This is a genomic window from Flavobacterium sp., assembly GCF_017985075.1.
Taxonomy (GTDB): Bacteria; Bacteroidota; Bacteroidia; order Flavobacteriales; family Flavobacteriaceae; genus Flavobacterium.
On record NZ_JAGNYF010000005.1, the window covers coordinates 23946 to 42428 of the forward strand.

16 protein-coding genes are annotated in these 18483 nt (G+C 32.4%); 7 read left to right on the forward strand and 9 right to left on the reverse strand.

The window, feature by feature from the left end:
- Positions 1-24 precede the first annotated feature (24 nt).
- Complete coding sequence (locus KA468_RS02210; protein WP_291241315.1) at positions 25-1056, reverse strand: isochorismate synthase; 1032 nt, start codon at positions 1054-1056, stop codon at positions 25-27.
- Positions 1056-1481, reverse strand: a complete 426-nt coding sequence (locus tag KA468_RS02215; RefSeq protein ID WP_291241316.1) for a hotdog fold thioesterase — start codon at positions 1479-1481, stop codon at positions 1056-1058. Before KA468_RS02215 ends, KA468_RS02210 begins: the two co-directional genes overlap by 1 nt.
- 149 nt (positions 1482-1630) lie before the next feature.
- On the opposite strand from KA468_RS02215, the gene KA468_RS02220 reads away from it, so the two are divergent.
- Positions 1631-3178, forward strand: a complete 1548-nt coding sequence (locus KA468_RS02220; RefSeq protein ID WP_291241317.1) for a hypothetical protein — start codon at positions 1631-1633, stop codon at positions 3176-3178.
- 122 nt (positions 3179-3300) lie between these two features.
- Positions 3301-6960: a phosphoribosylformylglycinamidine synthase gene (purL, locus tag KA468_RS02225; RefSeq protein WP_291241318.1), complete on the forward strand. Its 3660-nt coding sequence runs from the start codon at positions 3301-3303 to the stop codon at positions 6958-6960.
- A gap of 113 nt (positions 6961-7073) precedes the next feature.
- Here the strand turns inward: purL and ettA are convergent, their stop codons facing one another.
- The 3 genes from ettA to holA all read right to left on the reverse strand — a co-directional run bounded on the left by ettA (position 7074) and on the right by holA (position 10090).
- Positions 7074-8765, reverse strand: a complete 1692-nt coding sequence (gene ettA, locus KA468_RS02230) for an energy-dependent translational throttle protein EttA (protein ID WP_291241319.1) — start codon at positions 8763-8765, stop codon at positions 7074-7076.
- 66 nt (positions 8766-8831) lie between these two features.
- Positions 8832-9014 carry a CAL67264 family membrane protein gene (locus tag KA468_RS02235; protein WP_291241358.1) on the reverse strand — a complete coding sequence of 61 codons (183 nt, stop codon included), beginning with the start codon at positions 9012-9014 and terminating at the stop codon, positions 8832-8834.
- Positions 9015-9088: 74 nt separating this feature from the next.
- Positions 9089-10090, reverse strand: coding sequence for a DNA polymerase III subunit delta (holA, locus tag KA468_RS02240; RefSeq protein ID WP_291241320.1), 1002 nt, complete (start codon positions 10088-10090; stop codon positions 9089-9091).
- 54 nt (positions 10091-10144) lie between these two features.
- On the opposite strand from holA, the gene KA468_RS02245 reads away from it, so the two are divergent.
- The 3 genes from KA468_RS02245 to KA468_RS02255 all read left to right on the forward strand — a co-directional run bounded on the left by KA468_RS02245 (position 10145) and on the right by KA468_RS02255 (position 12805).
- Positions 10145-10591, forward strand: coding sequence for a type I restriction enzyme HsdR N-terminal domain-containing protein (locus KA468_RS02245; RefSeq protein WP_291241321.1), 447 nt, complete (start codon positions 10145-10147; stop codon positions 10589-10591).
- Positions 10592-10819: 228 nt separating this feature from the next.
- Positions 10820-11812 (forward strand): glycosyltransferase family 2 protein, encoded by a 993-nt coding sequence (locus KA468_RS02250; protein WP_291241322.1) that lies wholly within the window; start codon positions 10820-10822, stop codon positions 11810-11812.
- 135 nt (positions 11813-11947) lie between these two features.
- Positions 11948-12805, forward strand: a complete 858-nt coding sequence (locus KA468_RS02255) for an OmpA family protein (protein WP_291241323.1) — start codon at positions 11948-11950, stop codon at positions 12803-12805.
- A gap of 345 nt (positions 12806-13150) precedes the next feature.
- Here the strand turns inward: KA468_RS02255 and arsB are convergent, their stop codons facing one another.
- The 4 genes from arsB to corA form a co-directional block, all read right to left on the reverse strand.
- Positions 13151-14185, reverse strand: a complete 1035-nt coding sequence (gene arsB, locus KA468_RS02260; RefSeq protein WP_291241324.1) for an ACR3 family arsenite efflux transporter — start codon at positions 14183-14185, stop codon at positions 13151-13153.
- Positions 14186-14191: 6 nt separating this feature from the next.
- On the reverse strand, positions 14192-14800 hold the full coding sequence (locus KA468_RS02265; protein WP_291241325.1) for a protein-tyrosine-phosphatase: 609 nt from the start codon (positions 14798-14800) through the stop codon (positions 14192-14194).
- A 17-nt stretch (positions 14801-14817) separates the two neighbouring features.
- Positions 14818-15141 carry a metalloregulator ArsR/SmtB family transcription factor gene (locus KA468_RS02270; RefSeq protein ID WP_291241326.1) on the reverse strand — a complete coding sequence of 108 codons (324 nt, stop codon included), beginning with the start codon at positions 15139-15141 and terminating at the stop codon, positions 14818-14820.
- Between the two features lie 90 nt (positions 15142-15231).
- Positions 15232-16296 carry a magnesium/cobalt transporter CorA gene (gene corA / locus KA468_RS02275; protein ID WP_291241327.1) on the reverse strand — a complete coding sequence of 355 codons (1065 nt, stop codon included), beginning with the start codon at positions 16294-16296 and terminating at the stop codon, positions 15232-15234.
- 88 nt (positions 16297-16384) lie between these two features.
- On the opposite strand from corA, the gene KA468_RS02280 reads away from it, so the two are divergent.
- Both KA468_RS02280 and hutI read left to right on the forward strand, forming a co-directional pair.
- On the forward strand, positions 16385-16972 hold the full coding sequence (locus KA468_RS02280; RefSeq protein WP_291241328.1) for a transposase: 588 nt from the start codon (positions 16385-16387) through the stop codon (positions 16970-16972).
- A gap of 88 nt (positions 16973-17060) precedes the next feature.
- Complete coding sequence (gene hutI, locus KA468_RS02285; protein ID WP_291241329.1) at positions 17061-18302, forward strand: imidazolonepropionase; 1242 nt, start codon at positions 17061-17063, stop codon at positions 18300-18302.
- The last annotated feature ends 181 nt before the right edge of the window (positions 18303-18483 follow it).

Below are 18483 nucleotides of genomic sequence, written 5' to 3' on the forward strand. Positions count from 1 at the left end.
AGTTTATATGGTTAAAAGGTTTTACTAATAACATAAAACACTTAAAATCGTTTTGGCTTTATTTTCTGTTTCTATAAATTCTTTCTCAGCTTGGCTGTCTTTTGTAATGCCGCAACCTACGTAAATAGTTATCAAATCATTTTCAATTTCACAACACCTCAAATTTACAAATAAATTCGTTTGTTCTTGCATTCGGAATTCGCCTAAAAAACCAGAATAATATTTTCTATTGTACTTTTCGTTTTCTAAAATAAAATTTCTGGCAACATATAAAGGCATTCCACAAACTGCAGAAGTTGGATGTAAGGCATTAATTAAATCGTTTTCAGAAATAGCAGATTTTAATTTCCCTGAAATATCTGATTTTAAATGTACTACATTTCCTGCTTTCTGCGTGTATGCTTTCGAAATTTGTATATTTTCAACTAAATTTTCTGTGCTATTTTTTATATAATCGGTAACCAATTGATGCTCCTCAATTTCTTTTTCTTGCCAAATTACGTTTTCTGAAATCACTTGCGTTCCTGCTAAAGAAACGGTTTCAAAAGTATGGTTATTAATTTTTGTTAATTGTTCTGGTGTGGCGCCCATCCATAATCCTACTTGAGGATGATACCACAAATATCGAAAAGCAGTTGGATACGTTTTTAAAAGTTTTTGATACGATATTATAACATCTACCGATTGCGAAATTTCAATTTTACGAGATATTACCACTTTTTGAAACGTCCCATTTTCAATTTCCGAAACCGCTTTTTGAACTAAATTTTCAAATGATTTTTGAGCGTTTTCATCAGAAGTATGCTCTACATTAAAAGTTTGCTCTTCTACATTAAAAATAATTTCTTCCTGAAAAATCTCGGAATCTGTTAATGGAAAAACAACATTTGTTTCGTTGTAAAAACCAGCAAAAACAAATCCACTTTGATTTTCAAAAACGTGTAAAGCGTCATTTTTTTGAAAAACACCTTGTAAAACAACATCATCTGGTTTCGCATACACTACAAAAGGCAATTGATTTTGAAAATAAAAAAGGGCTTTTTCTAACAAGTTCATTACTTAACTCTTCTTGATAAGACCATATTAGACAATTTACATAAAGAAATTAGTTTGTCGTTTTCATCTACAATTCTAATTTCCCATAAATGAATACTGGCACCTTTATGTATAATTTTTGCCGTACAAAAAACGGTTCCTTCTCTTTTGCTACGTAAATGATTGGCACTAATTTCTATACCACGAACTTCTTGTTTTTCTGGATTTATGAACATTAATGAAGCGGCACTTCCCACACTTTCTGCTAAAGCCACTGTAGCACCACCATGTAACAATCCCATAGGCTGATGCACTCTGGAATTTACTGGCATTTTCGCTTTTAAAAAATCTTCACCCGCATCAATATACTCTATTTCAAGCGTTTCCATTAACGTGTTTTTAGACCATTCGTTACAAAGTGCTAAAAATTTTTCTTTATTAAACATAAATAGTTATTTTTACAAAGTTACAAATTTATATTTCTATAAAAATATAACAAAACGAACATTTTTTCGTTTTAAATCAAGTTACCACGAATTACCTCAAATCAATATTAAAATTTGCAGCGAATTCATTTCATAAAATAATAAAATATATGCGTCAGTTACTACTTTTTCTTGGAATAATTGCTACTTTTTGTTTCACATCGTGCAGAAACGAGCTTGATTTTGAATCGAGTATTGGTACCTTAACTTTTTCCAAAGAAACCGTGTATTTAGATACCGTTTTTACAAATATTGGTTCAAGCACCTATACGCTAAAAGTGTACAACAATAGCAATAAAAATATTTCTATTCCAAAAGTACGATTGGGAAAAGGGCAAAGTTCCAATTACCGATTAATGGTGGATGGAATACCTGGAAAAGAGTTTGAAAATGTAGAACTTTTAGCCAAAGACAGCTTGTTTGTATTTATAGAAATTACCTCAAATATTGCTAATGCAAATCCAACCGATTTTTTATATACCGATAGAATTGAGTTTGGCGAAACGAATAATTATCAAAAAGTAGAATTGGTTACGTTGATTCAAGATGCTGTTTTTATTTATCCTGAAAGAACGGGTAGTCCAAATAATTATACCTACGAACAAATTAATTTAGGAACAAATACAGCACCCGAAAACATTACTGGTACCAATTTAAGTGAAACAGATGCCACAAACGGAAACGAGTTGCATTGGACAAACACAAAACCCTATGTAATATACGGTTTTGCTAAAATTCCTGAAACAAAAACACTTGTTATTGATCCTGGAGCAAAGGTACACTTTCACGCTAATTCAGGTTTAATTGTAGCAGCAAATGCGCATTTACAAGTGAATGGAAATGTATCTACAACCGACGATTTAGAAAATGAAGTAATTTTTGAAGGCGATCGTTTAGAACCAAATTATAGCGAAGTACCTGGACAATGGTTAGCAGTAATATTTATGGGAGGTAGCAATCAAAATGTTATAAAAAATTTAACCATTAAAAACGCAACTGTTGGTATGTTGGTTTCAAATAATGATGGAACCACTACTCCAACTATTGATATGATGAATGTACAAATTTACAATTGTGCCAATGTGGGAATTTTAGCCAGAACTGGAAATATCTCAGGTAAAAATGTAGTGATTAATAATTGTGGTCAAGCCAGTTTAGCGTGCACTTATGGTGGAAGTTACGACTTTACGCATTGTACGTTTGCCAATTATTGGAATTCTCCAAGTCAAACAAGTTTGGTGTTAACCAATGAAAATATAAGCAGCACGGTTCAAACTTCATTAACACAAGCCAATTTTAAAAATTGTATATTCTATGGTTCCAGTAATTATGGTATCGCCTTAGAAAAAACAGGAACCGTATTCAACTATAAATTTGATAATTGCTTGATTAAATTTGTTGATTATAACAACCAAATTAGTGCGAATCCGTTATACCAATTTTCTACAAATACTTCAAAATATGTAGGATGTATTTTCGCAATCAATTCAACAGCAAACAAACCTGAGTTTAAGAATACAAGCCTAAATGATTTCCGAATTAATGAAAATTCTATTTGCAGAAATAATGCCAATTTTACGTATTCATTTCCGTTAGATATCCTTGGAACAACCCGGACAAATCCTTCCGACATAGGTGCCTATGAATATTTACCTTAATTTTAAAATTTTGAGTGGTTTTTACCACTCTTTTTTTTTATACTTTAAGAAGAAAGTTTAACTTTGCAATCAGAAACAACTAACACAACTGAAATTACATTCAGTTCAAGCAACTCAACTTTATGATTTTTTTCTTTGGAAACCAAAGCAATACCGTTTTTGCAGTTCAGTCTCAATCTGAAATTTCTACCGAAAACATCCAAAAACTTAACTGGTTATTTGGTGAAACACAACAAATTAACCAAAAGAGCATAGTAGAAAATTTTGTTGGTCCTCGGGCAGCAATGATTACACCTTGGAGTACTAATGCTGTTGAAATTACTCAAAATATGGGTATTTCAGGAATTATCAGAATTGAAGAATTCCAGAAAGTAGCGGCTGATTTTCAAGATTTTGATCCGATGTTGTTTCAAAAATATACAGAATTAAATCAAGAAATTTACACAATACATATTCAACCTGAACCTATTTTAGAAATTGACGATATTGCATCGTACAACAAAACAGAAGGTTTGGCGTTGAGCGCTGAAGAAGTCGATTATTTGAATAATTTAGCTACTAAACTAAATAGAAAATTAACCGATTCTGAAATTTTTGCCTTCTCACAAGCCAATTCAGAACACTGCCGTCATAAAATTTTCAACGGAACTTTTATTGTAGATGGTGAAGAACAACCAACATCGTTATTCAAATTAATTAGAAAAACATCTGAAACCAATCCAAACGAAATCGTTTCGGCATATAAAGATAACGTGGCTTTTGTTAAAGGTCCAAAAGTAACACAGTTTGCGCCAAAAAGTGCTGACAAACCAGACTTTTACGAAGAAAAAGAATTTGATTCGGTACTTTCATTAAAAGCAGAAACACATAATTTTCCTACAACTGTTGAGCCTTTTAATGGCGCGGCAACAGGTTCGGGAGGAGAAATTCGTGACCGTTTAGCTGGTGGACAAGGTTCGTTGCCTTTAGCGGGAACAGCGGTATATATGACGTCGTATTCTCGTTTAGCAGAAAATCGTCCTTGGGAAAACGATATGGCAGCTCGCCCTTGGTTGTACCAAACGCCGATGGATATTTTAATTAAAGCCTCAAACGGAGCATCCGATTTTGGAAATAAATTTGGACAACCGTTAATTACAGGTTCTATTTTAACTTTTGAACACGAAGAAGCAGCGCGCAAATTAGGTTACGATAAAGTAATTATGCAAGCAGGTGGAATTGGATATGGAAAATTAGACCAAGCGATAAAAAAGAAACCAACTGCAGGTGATAAAATTGTCATTCTGGGTGGTGAAAATTATAGAATTGGAATGGGTGGTGCTGCCGTTTCTTCCGCAGATACAGGTGCTTTTGGTTCAGGAATTGAACTAAATGCTATCCAACGTTCTAATCCAGAAATGCAAAAACGTGCCGCCAATGCCATTCGTGGATTGGTGGAAAGCGATAATAACCCGATTGTTTCTATTCACGACCACGGTGCCGGTGGACATTTAAATTGTTTATCGGAATTGGTAGAAGAAACAGGAGGTTTAATCGATTTAGATAAATTACCTGTGGGCGACCCTACCCTTTCTGCAAAAGAAATTATCGGAAACGAATCGCAAGAAAGAATGGGATTAGTTATTGGGCAAAAAGACATAGAAACCTTACAACGCATTGCCGATAGAGAACGCTCGCCAATGTATGAAGTGGGTGATGTAACCAACGACCATCGATTTACTTTTGAATCCAAATCGACAGGTTTAAAACCAATGGATTATGCCTTGGAAGACTTCTTTGGAAGTTCGCCAAAAACCATAATGAACGACAAAACAATTACAAGAAATTATAGTAATTCAGAATATAATATAAGTGAAATTCCAACCTATTTAAATCAGGTACTACGATTAGAAGCCGTAGCTTGTAAAGATTGGTTAACCAATAAAGTAGACCGTTGTGTAGGTGGAAAAGTAGCCAAACAACAATGTGCAGGTCCGTTACAATTACCTTTAAATAATGTAGGTGTAATGGCTTTAGATTATAAAGGAAAAGAAGGAATTGCCACTTCTATTGGTCACGCTCCTATTTCAGCTTTAATTGATCCGGTAGCAGGAAGTAGAAATGCCATTGCAGAATCGCTTTCAAATTTAGTTTGGGCACCATTAAAAGATGGTTTGGCTTCAGTTTCTTTATCGGCAAACTGGATGTGGGCGTGTAAAAACGAAGGCGAAGATGCCCGTTTGTATCAAGCAGTAAAAGGATGTTCGGATTTTGCTATTGAATTAGGAATCAATATTCCAACAGGAAAAGATTCCTTGTCGATGAAACAAAAATATCCAAATGACGAAGTAATTGCACCGGGAACGGTTATTATTTCGGCAGCTGGAAATTGTTCGAATATCACTAAAGTAGTGGAACCTGTTTTACAACGAAATGGTGGAAATATTTACTACATCAATTTATCACAAGATACTTATAAATTAGGAGGTTCTTCATTTTATCAAACGCAAAATAAAGTTGGAAATGAAACGCCAACTATAAAAGATGCTGCGTTTTTCAAAAAAGCATTCAACACCTTACAAGAGTTAATTAAAGACAGAAAAATTAATGCCGGACACGATATTGGAAGTGGTGGTTTGATTACGACTTTATTAGAAATGTCCTTTGCAGAAGTAGGTTTAGGTGCAACATATGATTTAACCGTATTAGGTGAAAACGATGCCGTTAAAACCTTGTTCAATGAAAATATTGGAGTGGTTTTTCAAGCTGGTACTGAAGTTGAAGATACATTTAAAACTAACGGTATTACGATATATAAAATTGGTTCCGTAACTGAAGGCGATGTGGTTTCTATTACTAATTTTAATGATTCATTTACTTTCTCGATAACAGAAACCAGAAAAACTTGGTTTGAAACATCTTATTTATTAGATCAAAAACAAACGAAGAACGGAAAAGCCAACGAACGCTTTGAAAATTTTGACAAACAAGCATTGCAATTTTCGTTCCCATCGCAATTTGATGGTAAACTACCTGTAATTCCTACTGGCACAAGACCAAAAGCAGCAATTATTCGTGAAAAAGGAAGTAACTCCGAACGAGAAATGGCAAATGCGATGTTCTTAGCAGGATTTGATGTAAAAGACGTTCATATGACCGATTTAATTTCGGGACGTGAAACCTTAGAAAACATACAATTTATTGGTGCTGTAGGAGGTTTTTCTAATTCAGATGTGTTGGGTTCAGCTAAAGGTTGGGCAGGTGCCTTTTTATACAATGAAAAAGCAAACACTGCTTTAAAAAACTTCTTCAAAAGAGAAGATACACTTTCTGTTGGAATCTGTAACGGGTGCCAATTAATGATGGAATTAGAACTGATTAATCCAGAACACGAGGTGCACGGAAAAATGAAACACAACGATTCTAACAAACACGAAAGTGGCTTTACTTCTGTAAAAATTCAGAAAAACAACTCGGTGATGCTTTCTTCATTAGAAGGTGCCACTTTAGGGGTTTGGATTTCGCACGGTGAAGGAAAATTCAATTTACCAATGCCTGAAAATGCGTATAATATTGTTGCAAAATATGGCTACGAAGGGTATCCAGCCAATCCAAACGGTTCGGATTATAATACGGCGATGCTATGCGACACAACTGGAAGACATTTGGTTATGATGCCACATATTGAGCGTTCTACGTTCCCTTGGAATTGGGCAAATTATCCAGACAGAAATCAAAAAGATGATGTTTCTCCTTGGTTAGAAGCCTTTGTGAATGCCAGAAAGTGGATTGAGAAAAGATAATAGAAAATAGATTATAGAATATAGATATAAGATTATAGGTTTAAAGAATTTCGTTTATTATTAAATAAAAAAGGGCTGTTTCATTGAAACAGCCCTTTTACTTTATAATAAAATTATCGAATCAATTTCTTGTATTTAATTCGAGTTGGTGTAACATCTTTACCTAATCGTTTGCGTTTGTTTTCTTCGTATTCCGAGAAACTTCCTTCAAAACAATATACTTGCGAATCGCCTTCAAAAGCTAAAATATGTGTACAAACACGGTCTAAAAACCATCTGTCGTGTGAAATAATTACGGCACAACCTGCAAAATTTTCTAAACCTTCTTCTAAGGCACGAAGCGTGTTTACATCTAAATCATTTGTTGGCTCATCTAAAAGCAATACGTTTCCTTCTTCTTTTAATGTCATAGCTAAATGCAGACGGTTTCTTTCTCCACCCGATAAAGTAGCTACTTTTTTATTTTGATCACTTCCACCAAAATTAAAACGAGATAAATACGCACGTGAGTTAACTTGACGGCCACCCATCATAATTAATTCTTGTCCATCACAAAAGTTTTCCCAAAGCGTTTTATTCACATCAATATTAGAATGCGATTGATCCACATAAGCAATTTTTACTGTTTCACCGATATCAAAAGTTCCAGCATCTGCTTTTTGTTCGCCCATAATCATTTTGAAAATGGTAGATTTACCTGCTCCATTAGGACCGATAATTCCAACAATACCCGCTTGTGGCAATACAAAATTTAAATCGTCGTATAATAATTTATCACCAAATGCTTTCGCAACATTTTTAGCTTCAATTACATTGGTTCCTAAACGAGGTCCATTCGGAATGTAGATTTCTAATTTCTCGTCTAATTCTTTTTGATCTTCGTTTAATAATTTATCGTAATTCTGTAAACGTGCTTTCTGCTTGGTTTGACGGCCTTTTGCGCCTTGACGCACCCAATCTAATTCGCGTTCTAAATTTTTTCTTCTTTTAGAAGCTACTTTTTCTTCTTGAGCCATTCGGTTCGATTTTTGCTCTAACCAAGATGAGTAATTTCCTTTCCACGGAATACCTTCACCTCTATCTAACTCTAAAATCCAACCCGCAACATTATCTAAGAAATATCTATCGTGTGTTACAGCAATTACGGTTCCTGAATATTGTGCTAAATGTTGTTCTAACCAAAGTACAGATTCGGCATCTAAGTGGTTGGTTGGCTCATCTAATAACAAAACATCCGGTTGTTGCAATAACAAACGACATAAAGCCACACGACGTTTTTCTCCACCAGACAACACATTAATAGGTGTTTCAGGGTCTGGAGTACGAAGCGCATCCATTGCAATTTCTAACTTAGTATCGATTTCCCACGCACCACAAGCATCAATTTTGTCTTGTAATTCCGCTTGACGATCCATAAGTTTTTCCATTTTTTCAGGATTCTCATAGACTTCAGGCAAACCAAAATCGTCATTAATTTTATTAAATTCTGCTAATAATTCAAACGTTTCTGCAGCACCTTCACGAACGATGTCAATCACCGTTTTTGTCTCATCTAAAAGTGGTTCTTGTTCTAAATATCCAACCGTATAACCGGGTTGAAAAACTACATCGCCTTGATAATTTTTATCAATTCCTGCAATAATTTTTAATAAAGAAGATTTTCCAGAACCATTAAGTCCTAAAATACCAATCTTAGCTCCGTAAAAGAAACTTAAATAGATGTTTTTTAATACTTGTTTATCTGCACCTGGATAACTTTTACTCAATTTTTGCATTGAGAAAATTACTTTCTTATCGTCTGACATATTTTTTTTGTTTGTTGTTTGTTGTTTGTTGTTTGTTGGTTGGAATTTGTTATTTACTGAAAGTTTTTACATTCTTCCTTTTAAAGCATTGAACACCCAAGCGTTAGCAAAAAAACCAATTCCTACCGCTCCGAAGCCCCAACCTGCTACATCATCATACCTGTAGATTGCTAAACTGATTATTATTACACCCATAATAATCATAATACCTGTAGCCCAAGCTAAAACTGTATTTTTATTCATTTTTATAGTTTTTTAATCCCTTTTGGGTTGCAAATATCGTAATTTTTTATAATTTTTAGTAACTATACTTCTTTATTTAATTAGTTGAAAATTTTATATACTAACTCCTTCAACATATCGGCTTCTTTCATCGAACCAGAACCTACACCTTTGCTTTTTACATCCATATCACGAATGATTTCAATAATTTGACTCACTTTTCGCATCGGATAATTTTTACTTGCTGTAGCATATTCATCCATAAAAAATGGATTGACGCCCAATGCTTTTGCGGCATTGAATTTTGATTTATCTTTTAATCCGTGATATTGCAACAATTGAGCAAAAAAAGTAAACATTTGACCGCTTACAACAACTATTGGATTGTCTTTTGGATTAGCCGCAAAATTATGAATGATTGTGTAGGCTTTTTGCTGATTTCTCGTAGCTAAAGCCGATTTTAGTTCAAACACATTATAGTCTTTACTAAACCCAATGTTTTCTTCAATGTTTTTTGGTGTAAAAATATGACCTTCAGGAAAAACAATTTTCAGCTTTTCCAATTCGTTATTAATTTTAGCTAAATCTGTTCCTAAAAATTCGGCTAACATAGCGGCTGCTTTAGGTTCAATTCCGTAATTCTGACCTTTTAGCACTTTAACAATCCAATCTGGAACTTGATTGTCATATAATTTTTTACTCTCAAACCAAACGCCTTTATCTTTTATGGTTTTAAATATTTTTTTTCTTCCATCTGGTTTGTCTCTGTAAGCAAAAACCAAAATAGTAGTAAGTTGCGGATTCAAGGCATACGACTCGAATTTATCAAATGTTTTAGATAAATTTTGCGCTTCTTTCACAATCACCACCTGATAATCTGACATCATAGGAAAGCGTTTTGCTGTTGACACAATTTCTTCAACAGTGGTATCTCTACCATACAAAACCACTTGATTAAAGGATTTTTCGTCTTCAGTAAGTACCGATTTTTCAATTAAATCTGAAATCCTATCTATATAATAGGTTTCTTCCCCACATAAAAAATAAATGGGTTTGTAATTTTTAGATTTAATATCGTTAACTATTTTTATTACTTCAGTCAAAATATGTTGTTTTGATAATTTGTTTATTCGTGGATTTGATTATACATTCGCAAGATGCAAAAGTTGAATTTTCCATCGTATTCTTTTCGTTTCAAAAATAGTGAAAATAAAGTTGCTATTTTTGATGAAATTAGAAAAAAATTTGTGGTGCTAACTCCAGAAGAATGGGTTAGGCAACATACTATTCAGTATTTAATACAAGAATGCAAGTATCCAAAATCGCTGATAAACGTTGAAAAACAAGTAAAAATTAACGGTATGAGCAAACGATATGATATTGTTATTTTCAATTCGGATGGTAGTATTTTCTTGGTGGTTGAGTGCAAACAACCTGATGTAATGATATCTCAAAACACATTCGACCAAATTGCGAGATATAATTTTACTCTGAAAGCCACATATTTAATGGTAACGAATGGATTAAATCATTATTTTTGTCAAATGGATTTTGAAAACGAAAAATATACTTTTTTAAAAGCGTTGCCATTATACATTAAATAGGAACACAGATTTAGCAGATTTTTTCAAACACATAGACACATAGTTTTTAATTTTAAAAAAAAAGAAGCTTCGCTTTGAATAGTAAAGCATAGCATTTTGTTATTGACATTGAAAAACAGGAACACAGATTGAACAAATTTTATTAATTTTCATGATTTCTTAAATCCGTGTTGAAAAATTTAAACTTGATATTAAAATTGATTTTTAATATTGTAATTGATATTGACATTGACTAAAACAGCCGTAGTTATCTTAAATTGGAATGGATCCAAATTATTGCAGCAATTTTTGCCTTCTGTACTTCAGTTTTCTGGGGATGCTACTATTTATGTGGCGGATAATGCGTCTACAGATACTTCTATTGACGTGTTGAAAAACGAATTTCCAACTATAAAAATTATTGAAAATACCGGAAATTACGGATTTGCAAAAGGATATAACGAAGCACTAAAACGTGTAGAAGAACCTTATTATGCTTTAGTAAATTCGGATATTGAAGTTAGTGAAAATTGGCTGCAACCTATAGAAGCTATTTTTGATAACGAACCAAACTCTGCCATAATTCAACCCAAATTATTAGATTATAAAAAGAAGACACACTTTGAATATGCCGGTGCAGCTGGTGGATTTATAGATAAATATGGGTTTCCGTTTTGTAGAGGTCGAATTTTTGATACTTTAGAAGAAGATTTGGGTCAATATGACACCGAAACTGAAATTTTTTGGGCAACAGGCGCTTGTTTTTTTATCAGAAAAGAGGTGTTTAGAAGTTTACAAGGATTTGATGGTGATTTTTTTGCACATCAAGAAGAAATTGATTTGTGTTGGCGTGCCAATAATGTAGGACATACAATAAAATACTGTCCTACATCTGTAGTGTATCACGTGGGTGGTGCAACTTTAAACGAAGCCAATCCAATGAAAACATTTTTGAATTTTAGAAATTCATTATTGATGTTAACTAAAAATCTTCCAAAAGAAAAACTGGTTCCAATCATTTTTATCCGTATGTGTTTAGATGGCTTAGCAGGTATTCAATTTTTATTTCAAGGAAAAGTAACACATACTTTTGCCATTTTAAAAGCCCATTTTTATTTTTATCATCTAATTGGACGAAATCTAAAGAAAAGAAACAACAGTCAAAAAACAGATTATTATTACACAAAATCTATAGTATGGAACTACTTTGTTCAGAAAAAGAATACTTTTAATAGAATTTAGAATACAGAAAATAGACTTTAGACATTTGACTTTAGACGTTTGTCTTATCAATAATGCTAAAAAAAACATAAATTTTACGGCTCAACCTACTTTGGTATGATTTTTTCTATTTAACTTTGTAAAAAATATATTTCAATGAAAAAAATATTAATTTTAGCGGCTATTCTTCCTTTTGCACTTACTTCGTGTGTGTCGAAAAAGAAATTTGCTATGCTTGAAGCTAAGGAAAAAGCGACTCAAGATTTACTTAACACAGCAACAGTAAAATTAAATGATTGTTTAAGTGAGAAAGAAAAACTAAACTCAGAAAACAATAATTTAACGACACAAATGGATTATTTAAAGAAAAATAATTCTGATTTACTATCGTTTTCAAAAGAAATGAGTGTTTTATCTGCAAAAGGTGCTGAAAATTTGGAAAAATCTTTAGAGAGTTTGAAAGAAAAAGATTTAAAAATTACCCGTTTACAAGATGCTTTAACTAAAAAAGACAGTGTAACCTTATCGTTAGTTACAAGTTTAAAACGTGAAGTTGGAATGGATGATCCAGACATTAATATTAATGTTGAGAAAGGTGTGGTAATGATTTCTATAGCAGACAATTTATTATTTAAATCTGGAAGCTTTGAAGTGAATGCTAAAGCTAAAAACGTATTGGCCAAAGTAGCAAAAGTAATTAACAGCAAGCCTGATTTTGAATGTATGGTAGAAGGCCACACGGATAATGTACCTTATAAAAGTGCCGTTTTATTAGACAATTGGGATTTATCTGTAAAACGCTCAACAGCTATTGTACGTGTTTTACAAAATGATTTAGGTGTAAACCCAAAACAATTAATACCAGCAGGAAGAAGCTCTTATGTCCCATTAGTAGCCAACAATACAGCTGAAAATAAAGCTAAAAACCGTAGAACACGCATTATTATAATGCCAAAAATTGACCAGTTTTACGATATGTTAGAAAAAGAAATGAAAAACTTAGGGAAAAAGTAATTCTCAAAAAATAGATTTTAAAAAGCGACTTTATGGTCGCTTTTTTTTGTTTCAAGTTGTTTGAATAACCCTATACCTTTTACCTTTTACCTTTTACCCTTCACCCCAAACCCATTTTGTAGAAATCATTCTACAAAGAAGTTTGAAAATGATTTAATATATTTGGGTTAGAGAAATATAAGAAATAATATTTCGCATATTTACAAAAAAACATATGTGTTTTAGGAGTTTTGTTCGGTATTCCTTCGGTAGTTGTTCGGAAGGGCTTCGGTAAAATAGGGGTTTTACCGAAGGAATACCGAACAACTACCGAACAAAACTAAAATAAATACAATTAAATCTGAATCACTTTGTGAAAAACCGTTTTCGCAACCAAAAAGCTACATTCACTAAAATAATTAAAGCGGGTACTTCTACTAACGGACCTATGACACCTGCAAAAGCTTGTCCGCTATTGATACCAAAAACACCGATAGAAACGGCAATCGCCAACTCAAAATTATTTCCCGAAGCCGTAAAAGATAATGCCACCGCATCACGGTAATTGGCACCAATTTTTTTAGACACAAAAAACATCAAGAAAAACATAATCGCAAAGAAAATAACTAACGGGATGGCTATTCTAAGCACGTCCAGAGGCAAATCTACAATCATTTCGCCTTTCAAACTAAACATAACTACAATTGTAAAAAGTAACGCAATTAACGTTATTGGAGATACAAAAGGGATGAATTTTTGATTGAAGAAGGTTTCGCCAATGTATTTTTTTATGGCATACCTACTAACAAGCGCTAACCCAAAAGGAATGCCCAAATAAATTCCGACGGTTTGTGCAATTTCTACAATGGTTATATTTAATTGCAAACCTTTAATACCAAACAACGGCAACATAATCTCAAGATAAAAATAGGCATACAAACTAAAGAAAAACACTTGCAGCAAACTATTAATACCAATTAAACCAGCGGTTAATTCACGATTGCCCTCGGCTAATTCATTCCATACGATTACCATAGCGATACAGGGTGCTAAACCAATAATAATTAAACCCGTCATATATTCTGGGTAATCTTTTAAGAAAAAAGTTGCCAACAAAAACATTAAAAACGGACCTACTATCCAAGTAATAAGAAACGAGGCGGTTAGTAATTTTGGTTTTTCAAACATTTGTGGCACTTTCGAAAAATCAATTTTGGTTAATGGCGGGTACATCATTAAAATTAATCCAATAGCCAAAGGAATATTCGTAGTTCCCGAAGAAAACGAGTTGATAAAATCAGCTGAATTTGGTATAAAATAACCAATAGAAACGCCAAGAAGCATCGCTAAAAATATCCAAAGTGTTAAAAATCGGTCTAAAAATCCTAATCTTTTTTTCATTTTGATTTAGTTTATTTGAGAAAACACAAAATACATTTCCGAAGCAATTTGCAAGCTACGTTCTGCATATTTTTCGTTCATTAATTCGGTGCCATCGAAAGCTTTTGGGTCGTCGTATTTAATTGGAAATCTGGCCTCTGCACCAAAAACCATTGGACAACCTTCATCGGCATTGCTGCAAGTCATAATAGCTGAGAAATTGGTTTTCGGATTAAATTCATCGAAATACGTTTTTGAAAAACAAATAATAGGGTATTGATTTTCATCGAATTTTACAGCATACACCGGATTTTGTTCTTGGCTTACTTGCTGAATTTGAAATCCTTGATTTATTAAGGTTTCAGCTACTTTTGGAAACATAGCTGTAGCTTCTGTTCCACCAGAATAGCAAAATACATTTTTTATATTGAAATGAAACGCCATAGTTTGTGCCCAAATTTGCGACAAATGACTTCTTCGAGAATTGTGTGTGCAAATAAAATTCAAACGAATATCTTCTTGAAGATTGACTTTATTTTGAATGTAATCCGCTAAGGGTTTCAATACTGCTTTTCGCTCTTCTGAAACGGAAATGTTTTTACTAATTTCAATAGATTTTGATAGATTTTCAAACATATTTTTCGCAATTTAATTTAACAACATTTGGCATCTAACTTAATGTACATTCCCATAAAATAACGTCCAATAGATTCAAATACGTCTTTATTCAAACAATAACAAATTGATTTTCCTTCAATGGTACCTTTAATGATATTGGCATTTTTCAATTCTTTCAAATGCTGAGAAATGGTAGGTTGTGCCAATGGGAGTTCATTAACAATATCGCCACAAATACAGGTATCTACTTTTAGTAAATACTGAATAATAGCTACTCTGGCTGGGTTTGCCATAGCCTTTAACAAATTAGCAATTTCGTTTTGTTCTGTTGTAAAGGATTCAGATTTTGTAATTCCCATTGTTTCATATTTATATATTGCAATATTACGATAATAATATGAATAAAAAAATGTTTCGTAATAAAACAGAAACATTTTAGGTGAATTTATTTAAAACCAATTTTTTCTTTTGAAATAAATTATCATAGATACAAACAATAAAAACATACCCGTTACCACATAAAAATAACCATATTTCCAATGTAATTCGGGCATATTATCAAAATTCATTCCATACACACCTACAACAAACGTCAACGGCATAAAGAAAACAGAAACTACTGTTAAGGTTTTCATTACTATATTCATTTTATGACTTTGCAACGAAAAATAAAACGAAGAGGCACTTTCCAACGAACTTAAATCGGCATCAATCTGATCTAAAAGTTCCAAGCATTTTTGATGTAAACGAGAAAAAAACGAATAATTTTCAACTGTAATGACATTAAAAACATCATCATCTTTCATACTTTTTATAGAATATAAAGAATCGCGAAGTGGTACAATAGAACGACGTAAAAAGTTTAAATTATCTCTATGATGTTCAATATCTTCTAAAATATTCGGATTGGGTTTGGTCTTGATTAAATCAATAACCGTATCAATTTTATGTTCCTCGCTTTCTATGGTAATATAAAAATTTTCCATAACGGCGTCAAGAAGAAGATATAATAAATAATCGACTTTTCTATCTCTAACAATTCCAGCTTGTTGTCTCATTCTTTCTCGGATATGAAGGAAAAAATCACTTTTTTTCTCCTGGAACGAAAACAAGAAACCATCACGTAAAATAAAACTTATTTGCTCTACATCAATACCATTAGAATCTGGAAGTAAGGATTTAATATTAAAAAATAGGGTATGATTGTACTCCTCAACTTTTGATCGTTTCAGAATATTTAAAATATCACCTAAAATAAAATCATCAATTTTAAATTTTATACCAATTTCCTTAATTAAGGTAATGTCCGACAAACCGTGCAAATTAATCCAATTGTTTTTAGTCGCATCCAAATGTTTATCTAATTGAGATAATTTTATATCTTCAAATTCAGACAATTCCTCAGAATTGTACACAAATAGTTGCATTTCAGGAGCAATATTTTCGTGTTTACCTGTATACTCTATTAGAGTTGGTATAACTTTTCGTCCTTTTTTGTATAATAGTTTTCGCACTTTATATTAAATAAGTATTTTTACCTTTTACAAATATAACTAAATAACCTAAAAGGTTTCAAAATCCTGTTAGGTTTAAATAATAAAAATGAATCAAGATAAATTTGAAGCTGGTGTAACGTATCATATTTTCAATAGAGGAAATAATAAAGAAAATATATTCTTAGAAACGGACAACTATATTTATTTTTTAGGTTTAGTTGAAAAATATTTATTACCTATTTGTGATATATATGCATATTGTTTATTAAAAAATCATTTTCACATAGTATTGAGAATTAAGGACATTGAAAACTTACCAGAAAATATAATTAATAAATTACACTTGCCTTTTTCGAATTTATTCAACTCATATTCAAAAAGTATAAATAAAAAATATAATAGAACTGGAAGTTTGTTTCAAGAGCATTTAAAAAGAAAAAAAGTTGAAACCGAAGAATATTTAATACAACTAATTGCTTATGTTCATCTGAATCCATCAAATCACAACCTAATAGATGACTTCAAAAAGTATAAATTTTCATCATATAATGCATATATTACTACTAAAAAATCTAAAATAAGTAAAGAGTTTATATTTAGTTTAATTGATTTTGATAATTTTGAATATTGGCATAATGAGAAATATCTGATGAACAAAATAAATGAAGAAGTACTTAAAGGAATGGAAATGTAATATAATCGTTCTAATAAGTTAAAAGAAAAGTAAGCAAATCAGACCTAACAGGTTTCAAAAACCTGTTAGGTCTTTAAAAAAAATAAATATGCAAACCATAATTATAAATATAAAACAATTACTCCAAGTTAGAGAAACTTCAATTAAAAAAGTTTCAGGTTCGGAAATGGCGCATTTACCCATTTTAGAGGATGCTTTTTTAGTTTTGGAAAATGATCTTATTTCTGATTTTGGTTTGATGGAAAATTGTCCAGAAATAAAAAAAGCAACAGTAATAGATGCTACTGGAAAAATAGTGATGCCAAGTTATTGCGACAGTCACACGCATATTGTGTATGCCGGAAATAGAAGTGGTGAATTTGTAGATAGAATTAACGGTTTGTCATACGAAGAAATAGCCAATCGTGGTGGCGGAATATTAAATTCGGCTAAGAAATTAAACGAAACATCTGAAGACGAAATATACAACCAATCGAAAAAACGTTTGGAAGAAGTCATTTCTCAAGGTACCGGAGCAGTTGAGATTAAATCAGGTTATGGATTAACCGTAGATGGCGAATTAAAAATGCTGCGCGTAATTCAAAAACTAAAAGAAAACTATCCTATTGCTATAAAGGCAACTTTCCTTGGAGCACACGCTTTTCCAACGGAATACAAAGAAAATCATCAAGCGTATATCGATTTGATTATCAACGAAATGTTACCCAAAATCGCAGCAGAACATTTAGCCGATTATATTGATGCTTTTTTTGAAACGGGTTATTTTAGTGTTTCTGAAACCATCCAAATTATGGAAGCAGGTAAAAAATATGGTTTAAAACCTAAAATTCACGTAAATCAGTTTACAGCCATAAACGGAATAAAAGCTTGTGTCGAAAACGGCGCGTTAAGTGTAGACCATTTAGAAATTGTAACTGATGAAGATATTGAAGTATTGAAAAATTCTGAATGTATGCCTGTGGCTTTACCAAGTTGTTCGTATTTTATCTCGATTCCGTACACGCCAGCTCGACAAATGTTGAATGCTGGTTTACCTTTAGCATTAGCCTCTGACTTTAACCCAGGAACAACGCCTTCTGGAAATATGCATTTTGTGGTTGCTACGGCTTGTATCAAAATGAAAATGACTCCAGAAGAAGCCATAAATGCAGCGACAATTAACGGTGCCTACGCAATGGATTTAAGCGAATCACATGGAAGTATTACAAAAGGTAAGAAAGCCAATTTGATTATTACGAAACCTTTACATAGTTATTACGAAATTCCGTATTGTTTTGCTACGAATTTGATTGATAGTGTTTGGTTGAATGGGGAAATAATTAACCGCTAAGTTCGCAAAGATTGCGCAAGGCTCGCAAAGTTCTTTACTGTAAAAAATAATCAAGAAAATTGACCTCAACGTTTGTAACTCTGGAAGAGTCTCAACATTATTCACTAAAAAGAAACAATAAGAGATGCTTTCAGCATGACAAACTGGGTGTAAATAATAGAACTTAGCGAACCTTGCGATA